The organism is Bartonella sp. MR168JLCBS, assembly GCF_042194175.1.
This window is the reverse complement of record NZ_JBHIMP010000086.1, coordinates 1-1370: the sequence shown is the minus strand read 5'-3', so window position 1 is coordinate 1370 and position 1370 is coordinate 1. Positions and strand designations below refer to the sequence as shown.

1 protein-coding gene is annotated in these 1370 nt (G+C 39.4%); it reads right to left on the bottom strand.

Annotated features, from left to right (window positions below):
* Positions 1-629: 629 nt before the first annotated feature.
* Positions 630-1370 (bottom strand): FtsX-like permease family protein (locus ACFIK8_RS09265; RefSeq protein ID WP_375669253.1); only part of this gene is annotated, 741 nt, incomplete at its 5' end.

Sequence of the window (1370 nt, the reverse complement as noted above, 5' to 3'; positions counted from 1 at the left end):
TATCATCGAAACCTTATCATTAAGAGAAAGTCTATAACGAATAGTTATCTTTAAGACAACATATTGATTTATAAAGATATTTAACCGTTTTGCATGTTAAATGAAAGGCCCGAATCCAGGAAGATTATCTTATCTTCAAATCCCCACATTCAGAATCAAAGAAAACGCGGTCATTTACCCGTCACAAAAGAGATCAACATGTGGATAAAATCGCTTAAGAGAGGAGTCCAATATGCCTCCTAATGAATCATCTCAAAGCAAGAGCATTTACAACATTGTAAGCTTGCAAAAAAGATGGTAGTGCCCAATGGATCTTGCCTTATACCAATTCATGGGTATCGCTGTAAAATGGGCTTGAGATTGAGCAGAGAAGCTTCTTTAAAGAAGAAAAGAAATCCTCGTAGGGTCACTTAATCCACCTCTGATTACCACAATAAAAGCCAAAATATTTGTTTCATCCGCTGATCTCACATGCACATTTTTCTGATCAAATAACCACCCTTGACCGGCTATTTTATTGAAGCAACCATTCTATACAAATATCGTCTTCTTGGACAATATTCCTTTCCCCGAATGCTTCATCCAGTGTTAATGGCAATAATAATATGACACCGTGCGATTCATGATGATTAATCGCGCGAGAGGGCAACAACGGGGTCAAGGCGTGAAGCTTGCCGGGCTGGTGAAAAGCCAAAACATATCCCGATGAGAGTCGAAAAAGTAAGTGATATAATGATCGAATCAATTGTATAAATCAGCTGGATAGGGGCCTCAAAGAGCACAAACAAACCAACGATAGAAAGACCAAACAGAATCCCTAAAACACCTCCTATGATACACACCAAAATTGCTTCAATTAAAAACTGCTGCAAAATATCACTCTGCCGTGCACCAACTGCCATCCGCACCCCAATTTCATTGATTCGCTCAGAAACAGTCACCAGCATAATATTCATCACTCCAATACCACCGACGATCAATGAAATAGCTGCAATTGAGGACACTAAAAGTGTTAAAATATGGGTGCTTTCCATGATACGATCCAGAAATAACTGAGAATTTCTAATGAAAAAATCCTCCTCACCATGACGCATAATAAGAAAACGCCGTACCATAGACTCCGCTAAATGTGAATCAATATCATCGGCAATTTTAACCGTAATTGCACGCACTTGTGTTGTTCCAATAAAACGCGTTTGCACAGTTGTATAAGGTAAATAAACCTGCAACGTTTTTGAAATGCCTCCATTATGTTGCTGATCTACCACACCAACAATACGCGCTGGAACTGATCCCACCTGGACCACTTTCCCAAGTGGACTCTCACGACTATGTGGAAAAAGGACAGAAAGTGCTTCTTTTTCAATCAC